The sequence below is a fragment of the Mycobacterium sp. genome, from assembly GCF_049280035.1.
In the GTDB taxonomy this organism is placed as follows: domain Bacteria; phylum Actinomycetota; class Actinomycetes; order Mycobacteriales; family Mycobacteriaceae; genus Mycobacterium.
In genome coordinates this window covers 1-6,560 of the sequence record NZ_JBAPPI010000791.1, presented here as the reverse complement: position 1 = coordinate 6,560, position 6,560 = coordinate 1, and the positions used below count along the sequence as shown (strand labels likewise).

Genomic DNA, 6,560 nt, shown 5'->3' with positions numbered 1-6,560 from the left:
CAGGGCGCCGAACTGTATGCTATCCGGGCCGCATACCAGTCGACAACACTTGTCGAGACTGACGACTGGGACACCTTAGATGCGGTAACCGGCAACGCCCTGCGCGCACACAGACTGGCACACGGTGATGCCGGTGCCGCCCGGATCCTGGAAGTCACCCGCAATGCTATCCGCTCATGGCGGCGCCTCGGCGGGTTAAGCGTGGTGAGCAACAGCCCGATACCGGCTGCCGGTGTGCGGCGACGCAAAGTGGTGGCCGCGTAGTAGGACAGGCACGGCAGGAGGCCACGTCGGATCTCATCGCGCTGCGGCCGCAGACACCACATTTCTTCGCGACCGGCAGTGACCATTACGTCCACATCCATCAACCCGATGTGGTTGTGGCAGCTCTAGGTCTGGCAATGCAGAGGTCTGCCCCACACCGCTGGGGTGCCCTGCCGTCATAATCGGCAAATGACAGCAGCGGCAGTGGCAGGGAACGAGCAATGAATGTGACCGTGCTGCTGGCCGTGGCCGCTGTGGTTGAACTCGGCGGCATCATCGCGCTCGGAGTTCTGCTCATCGTGTCGCGCCGGCAACTCAAAGGAGCGCGAACCGAGCTTGAGCGAAGCCGCAGAAACACAACCAGGCGCCGCCGGCGGCGCACCGGGGTCGCGCCTTTTGCCATTAGAACCGCTTGGAAGACAGCCGATTCACTGATGACCAAAGGTATCGGCGCCACATTCCGAAACTCAGTCGAAGATCTCGCAGGCTGGGCGCAGGTCGAACGTCCCGATCTCGCCAGGCTCACCGCCGATGGCGATATTGTGATCGCCTTCTCCGACATCGAGGATTCCACGGCGCACAACGAGGTCTTGGGCGACCGAGCATGGGTGAAGGTGCTGGAGCGGCACAACAGGCTCATCCAAAAGTTTGTCGAGGACCATGGCGGCCACGTCGTCAAGAATCAAGGTGACGGATTCATGATCGCCTTCGCCGATCCTGGGCAAGCCGTGTTGTGCGGTGTCGACGTGCAACGAGCCCTGCTCGAGAGCGAAGAACGCTGGGAGGGCATCCGCGTCCGAATCGGTATCCATGTGGGGCCGTCGGTCCGGCGCGGTGACGACCTGTTCGGGCGCAACGTCGCGATGGCAGCTCGGGTGGCGGGACTAGCCGATGGTGGTGAGATCCTCGTCAGCGAACCGATGCGCGACGCGGTCGATGGCCGGCCGGATATCGAGCTCTGTCCACCTCGTGAGGTCGAACTCAAAGGCCTACAAGGCACCCACAACCTGTATGCGGTCAAGGTGTCCACCGGCACCGACACGATCGCGCGATAGTGTGGCGACGCGCGCCACGTCCTCGAGGCGGCGTCCAAGGTTCTGCCGCACGCCACGGTGACTGAACTACCCGGCGTCGGTCACTACCCGCAATCCGAAGCGCCGCAAGCCGTCGCGGCCGCAGTGCGGACGCACTCGTGACGCCCGCATCGCCTGTAACGGTGTCACACCAGCGGATGTGCTGTTGACGCTATGATGCGCACGTGCCGATCAGCGGAGTTCCGGCTACGTCCACACCGGCGCCCGGCAAACCCGCACTCCTGTTGGGCGCCTTCGACATAGCCAGCTTGGGTTATGTCGCCGAGGAATTCTTCATATCTGGAACAGCATCGTCCTATGGTTCGACAGCTGAACTCGGCCCCGACGGCCGGTGGAGCGTGGAACCTTCAGGTGCCGGTGATTTCACCACCCGGATGGTGGTGCTGACGCCGGCGGATCGGACCCGGTTCAACGGGACAGTGCTCGTCGAGTGGCTCAATGTGAGCGGCGGAATCGATGCGCCGGCTGTTTGGATGATGGCGCATCGCGAAATCGTTCGCGCCGGCTACGCCTACGTCGCGGTGTCGGCCCAACGCGTCGGTGTTGAAGGCGGCGTGAACTTGATGGGCCGGGACATGTCGCTGAAAAGTCAGGATCCGAAAAGGTATGCGGCTCTGGATCATCCAGGCGACGCGTTCTGCTACGACATCTTCTCCCAGGCCGGTCGCCTCGTCAGAGATGGGCAGCGCAATGGTGTTATGGGTGAGTTGCGCGCAGAACATGTCGTCGCTATGGGCGAGTCCCAATCGGCTTTGTTCCTGACGACCTATGTCAACGCCATCGACCCGCTGGCCCAGGTGTATGACGGCTTCTTGGTGCATTCGCGATTCGGGCCCGCCGCGCCACTAGGCGGCGGCTCGATATTCGATGTGCTGGACAGCACCACATCCCAAGCGGTGACGTTTCGTCCAGACCTGCGTGTCCCGCTCGTCACCATCATCACCGAAACAGATCTTTTCGGTGGTCCGCGACGAGGTTATTACGCTGCGAGACAACCTGATAGCCAATGGCTTCGAGTGTGGGAGATTGCCGGAACCGCTCATGCCGACAACTACACGATCCAAGTCGCGCCGATCGACACCGGCTCTGCGTCGCTGCCCGACATCGTCGCCGCCTACGCGCCGACAAACATGTTGATGGGCCAGCAACTGGATCACTGCATCAATTTCGCACCGCAGCACCACTACGTTCTGCAGGCGGCGCTATCGCACCTCCGCAACTGGGTGGGCACCGGCCAGCCAGCGCCCAGCGCCGTACCTATTGAACTAGACGATGCCGAACCACCTCAGCCCGTTTTGGATGCAAACGGCCTCGCGCGCGGCGGCGTGAGGACGCCGTGGGCGGACGTGCCGATTGCCCGGACATCAGGTGTCGGCAATGAGGAGACGACGATGGCGTCGATCTTCGGCTCCGGCGAGCTATTCGATATCGCCACCGTGCGCCGGCTCTACCCGGGCGGGGCTGCGGACTATTTGGAGCGCTTCACCGCGGCGCTGGATTCGGCGATTCAATCCGGGTTCATCTTGGCCGCGGATCGCGAGGAAATTCTTCAGCTCGCCGCCGCTACCTTTCCTGATCTCGGCGATTAATCAGCCGCTGCCAGTCACAACGGCGAAGCTTCAAGGGTCAAGCTGAACAAGGCGTAGGCCATGCAGAACAGAAAGTTCAGGGTGACGAGAACCAAGCCGACAAAGATCAGCGACCGTGCGCCGCGGCGCTTCAGGCGCTTGAACTTGGCAGACAGTTGCTCACGTCTCAGCTGGGTCGCGATAAACGCGAAGTTGACGGCGGTGACCTCGTCAGCTGCGACCGGCCCACCCGCCAGCACCAGCCGAAGCCGCTCCGGCGGAGTATTGACGCCGACCTGGGCGAAGCGCTTGCTCAGTCGTCGGGCCTGCCGGCGACCGAGTACTTGATTTCGTACCTGAAACCGATGCGATAGTTGCCCACGTTCGTTCCCCCAGGGGTTTGACGGGGTCATCACACGCCGGATTGTAGTTCGCTGGTGTCTGATCGTTCGACAGTTACGGCGGATTGATTTGGCAGAAGTTTGGATGGTCTTCGGATCGTCGAAGCCAGCTGCTCTTCAGCTAACCGAGCCGACCGGCCCCGAAAATGAAGGAAACTCACCAAAATCCGCCGCCCGATGACGGAAAGCGTCACGACCGTGCGCGGGACGGGGCATAGTTAGAACGTGTTACAGTTTGCCGATTGTGAAAGCCTCTGGCCGCAACATGAGCCGCAAACGCGTCGTCGTCGCGGGACTCGGGGACGTAGGTATCCTCACCGCGATTCGGCTCTCCCGTCATGCCGACGTCACCGGGATCTCGGTCAAACCGGCATTGGTCAGCGGCCAGGAACTCGGAGTCCGGTTGTCCCGGCCCGACGATTGGGCCCGTGACTACTGGATCCCATTCGACAGATTCCGCCGACTGGATCGGGTGCGGATCATCCAGGGCACGCTGACCGGACTCGACCTGGCCGGTCGTGCCGTCTCCGGTCGGCGTGACGACGGCACGCCATTCGCCGAGGGGTACGACGCGCTGGTCATCTCTACCGGAGTCAGCAATGGCTTCTGGCGTCGGGCCACCATGCAGTCGGCCGCCGAAATCAGCGCCGATCTCCGCGCTGCACACGCCCGTGTGGCGGCCGCCAAATCGGTGATAGTCGTGGGCGGCGGCGCAGCAGCGGTCAGCAGCGCCGCCAATATGGCAACCACGTGGCCGGGCAAGCGGATTGACCTGTACTTCCCCGGCGAGCGGGCTTTGGCCGGCTATCACCCGCGGATTTGGAAGCGCATTCAAGCCCGGCTGACCGAGCTCGGTGTTGGCCTTCACCCGGGGCACCGCGCCGTGATCGACGACGGGTTCGCGGGCGACGAGATCACCAGCGAGCCGGTGCACTGGTGCACGGGACAACCCGCGGCGTCCGCCGAGGCCGTGCTGTGGGCGATAGGGCGGGTACAGCCCAACACCGACTGGCTGCCGCCCGGGCTGCTGGACGAGCACGGGTTCATTCGCGTGACGCCCGAGTTGCGAGTGCCTAGTCAGCACGGGGTGTTCGCGATCGGGGATGTCGCCGCTACCGACCCGCTGCGCAGCTCCGCCCGCAATCGCGGAGATGCGTTGGCGGCCCGCAATATTCGCGCCGAGCTTACCGGTCGACCGCTACGCAGCTACCGGGCCCCGGGGCGGCGGTGGGGGTCGTTACTGGGAATACAGCCCAACGGGCTGGAGGTGTTCTTCCCCACCGGTCATGCGTTGCGCTTCCCGTCGTGGTCGGTCGAACGCGTGGTGATGCCATTGATCGTCCGGTGGGGCATGTACGGCGGAGTGCGCGAGAACCACCCGTTTGCGTGACGCCCCGAGGGCATGCGGCCGCGTCAGCCGCGTTTACCTCGCACCCACTGGAAAGTGCCGATGGTCTTGCTCCGCACGCTGGCGAAGCCGCGGTCTTCGAGAATGTCGCCGATCTCGTCGTCGCCGAACACGTACGCCCCGCCGTTGGGCAGCCTCTGCCATAGCTGCGGCAAACGCCGGACCACGGGCACCATTAGCGCAAGTCGGCCGCCCGGTCGCAGTACCCGGGCGATCTCGGACAATGCTGCCGTCGGGTCGGGTATCAGCTGCAGGACGGCGATCGATACGACGGCGTCGACGGTCTGGTCGCGCAGCGGCAGCCGTTGGGCATCTGCGCGCAGGAAGCCGACCTGTGGTCCGGCTTCAGCGCGCACGGCGCGCGCCAGCATCGGCTCGGAGATGTCGACTCCCAAGGCAAGCCCGTCGGGTCCTGCGGCGCGCGCCAGCGACGGGGTCACCGAACCGGGACCGGCGCCGACGTCCAACGCGATGCCGCCTGGTGGGATGTTCAACCACTCGACGGGGTGCTGCCATATGGAGAGGAACTTGCGGCTAATGGCCTGCGCGTTGTCGTAGAGCATCGACCCGATCGGCGACGCCCACACTGCCTGAATGGCACCGGTGTTCTTGGCCGGGCCCTCGTCCTCGTCTGCTGAACTGCCCAGCAGGTCGAGATAGCCCTTGCTCACATCCGGTTCGGTCGGTGGATCGATCAGCAGATCCAGCGCCCGCTGCAGCGCAGGAGACAACGTCGTGTTGACAGTGGTCATGCACATCCCCTCAATGAAATATCAAGTCTCACAAGCGTTTACGAAACCGAGGCCGCAATTTTTTTCACGGCTTGGCTCTGTTCGCAGCCTACGCCGGGTGGTGAGACGCTTCCAGTTCGAGACGCAGAAGCGCCGCTTCGCGCACGGGCCCATCGGGCGGGGCCGCGGTGTCGCCATCGGTCGTGACCTAGGCGACCCGCCCGTGGTCACGGGAACGGCGGCGCCAGGTGGCGCTGGATGGGCCGACCAGAACTTCGTCGAATGGGTCCCCGGCGATGTGGCGGACTTCGCTGCCGTGCCGCGGCTCACGCGGCACCCGTTCGATGGTCTTGGCACGATGTCGCGTCACGTACGCGAATCCGGCGTTCTCGTCGACGCAGAAGTCATCCGCGTCGTCGATGGCTGCGACGAACTCGGCGACGCCCGCCGGCTCCAGCGTCTTCGGGTCGACCGCGACCCGCATGAAGACCTTCTGCGCGGTCGACGTGTAGAACAGGTAGCCGCTCTGTGCGCCGAATCGCACGCCGTTGATGCCGGGCTGCGGCGGCCACGGACATCGAAGAAGGCACCGCGCCGACGCTGTACTGCACCAGCGAACCGATTCCGCCCGGCAGCTATGGCGGTGTCGACGGCCGGCTCGGTCTACAGGGCGGCCCGGTCCTGATCGGCCGGTCCGTTGTCGCGTGCGACTACGAAGCAGCCGCCAAGGTGTTCGAGTTCGCCGAAAAGAAACCGGGACAAGCCTTTCCGTTTAGCCTCCGGTGTAGCGCATCGGCTATGCCGGCGTGGCGAGGATCGCCACTGCGTCGCCGCCGACCGCCACGCCCGCGGACCCGATTCGGTCGATCAGCCTCGTCCGAAGCTCCGACGCCTTGTCGGCGGGAAGGATCAGCTGATGGGAAAAGGTGAACGCGATATCGACCCACTGTTGTGCGGAATAGTGCAGGTCATGCGGGTAGCGTCGCTGGGTCACGGTGAAGCCCGCGGCCGTGAGCAGGTCGACGATTTCGTCGGGATTGCCGTCGGTGCTGCGCCGATCGACGTTCAGGTAATCCCGGTAGATCGACTTGAAC

At 64.2% G+C, this 6,560-nt stretch carries 7 protein-coding genes and 2 pseudogenes; 5 read left to right on the top strand and 4 right to left on the bottom strand.

All coding sequences use genetic code 11. The features are described from left to right. The 3 genes from WAN71_RS25170 to WAN71_RS25160 form a co-directional block, all read left to right on the top strand. Window positions 1-264, top strand: a 264-nt coding sequence (locus tag WAN71_RS25170) for a hypothetical protein (RefSeq protein WP_422227928.1), incomplete at its 5' end; no start/stop codon positions are given. A 221-nt stretch (window positions 265-485) separates the two neighbouring features. Beyond that, window positions 486-1,319 (top strand): adenylate/guanylate cyclase domain-containing protein, encoded by an 834-nt coding sequence (locus tag WAN71_RS25165; RefSeq protein ID WP_422227927.1) that lies wholly within the window; start codon window positions 486-488, stop codon window positions 1,317-1,319. Between the two features lie 209 nt (window positions 1,320-1,528). Then, window positions 1,529-2,947 (top strand): alpha/beta hydrolase domain-containing protein, encoded by a 1,419-nt coding sequence (locus WAN71_RS25160; RefSeq protein ID WP_422227930.1) that lies wholly within the window; start codon window positions 1,529-1,531, stop codon window positions 2,945-2,947. A gap of 14 nt (window positions 2,948-2,961) precedes the next feature. Here WAN71_RS25160 and WAN71_RS25155 read toward each other — a convergent pair whose 3' ends face one another. Beyond that, window positions 2,962-3,339, bottom strand: a complete 378-nt coding sequence (locus WAN71_RS25155; protein ID WP_422227929.1) for a hypothetical protein — start codon at window positions 3,337-3,339, stop codon at window positions 2,962-2,964. A 253-nt stretch (window positions 3,340-3,592) separates the two neighbouring features. Between WAN71_RS25155 and WAN71_RS25150 the strand changes: the two genes are divergently transcribed. Beyond that, window positions 3,593-4,717, top strand: coding sequence for an FAD-dependent oxidoreductase (locus WAN71_RS25150; protein ID WP_422227926.1), 1,125 nt, complete (start codon window positions 3,593-3,595; stop codon window positions 4,715-4,717). Between the two features lie 23 nt (window positions 4,718-4,740). On the opposite strand, the gene WAN71_RS25145 is transcribed toward WAN71_RS25150, so the two are convergent. Both WAN71_RS25145 and WAN71_RS25140 read right to left on the bottom strand, forming a co-directional pair. Next, window positions 4,741-5,487, bottom strand: coding sequence for a class I SAM-dependent methyltransferase (locus WAN71_RS25145; RefSeq protein ID WP_422227925.1), 747 nt, complete (start codon window positions 5,485-5,487; stop codon window positions 4,741-4,743). 187 nt (window positions 5,488-5,674) lie between these two features. After that, on the bottom strand, window positions 5,675-6,010 hold the full coding sequence (locus tag WAN71_RS25140; protein WP_422227924.1) for a hypothetical protein: 336 nt from the start codon (window positions 6,008-6,010) through the stop codon (window positions 5,675-5,677). Between the two features lie 23 nt (window positions 6,011-6,033). Here WAN71_RS25140 and WAN71_RS25135 point away from each other — a divergent pair. Then, a pseudogene (locus tag WAN71_RS25135) lies at window positions 6,034-6,242 on the top strand (dehydrogenase); the annotation flags it as partial. A 20-nt stretch (window positions 6,243-6,262) separates the two neighbouring features. On the opposite strand, the pseudogene WAN71_RS25130 reads toward WAN71_RS25135, so the two are convergent. Beyond that, window positions 6,263-6,560: pseudogene (locus tag WAN71_RS25130) on the bottom strand (ubiquinone/menaquinone biosynthesis protein); the annotation flags it as partial.

Bases quoted from the DNA above. Each gene is read 5' to 3' on its own strand.
- WAN71_RS25165 (WP_422227927.1), top strand. From the start codon at position 486: ATGAATGTGACCGTGCTGCTGGCCGTGGCCGCTGTGGTTGAACTCGGC.
- WAN71_RS25155 (WP_422227929.1), bottom strand. From the start codon at position 3,339: ATGACCCCGTCAAACCCCTGGGGGAACGAACGTGGGCAACTATCGCAT.
- WAN71_RS25150 (WP_422227926.1), top strand. From the start codon at position 3,593: ATGAGCCGCAAACGCGTCGTCGTCGCGGGACTCGGGGACGTAGGTATC.
- WAN71_RS25145 (WP_422227925.1), bottom strand. From the start codon at position 5,487: ATGACCACTGTCAACACGACGTTGTCTCCTGCGCTGCAGCGGGCGCTG.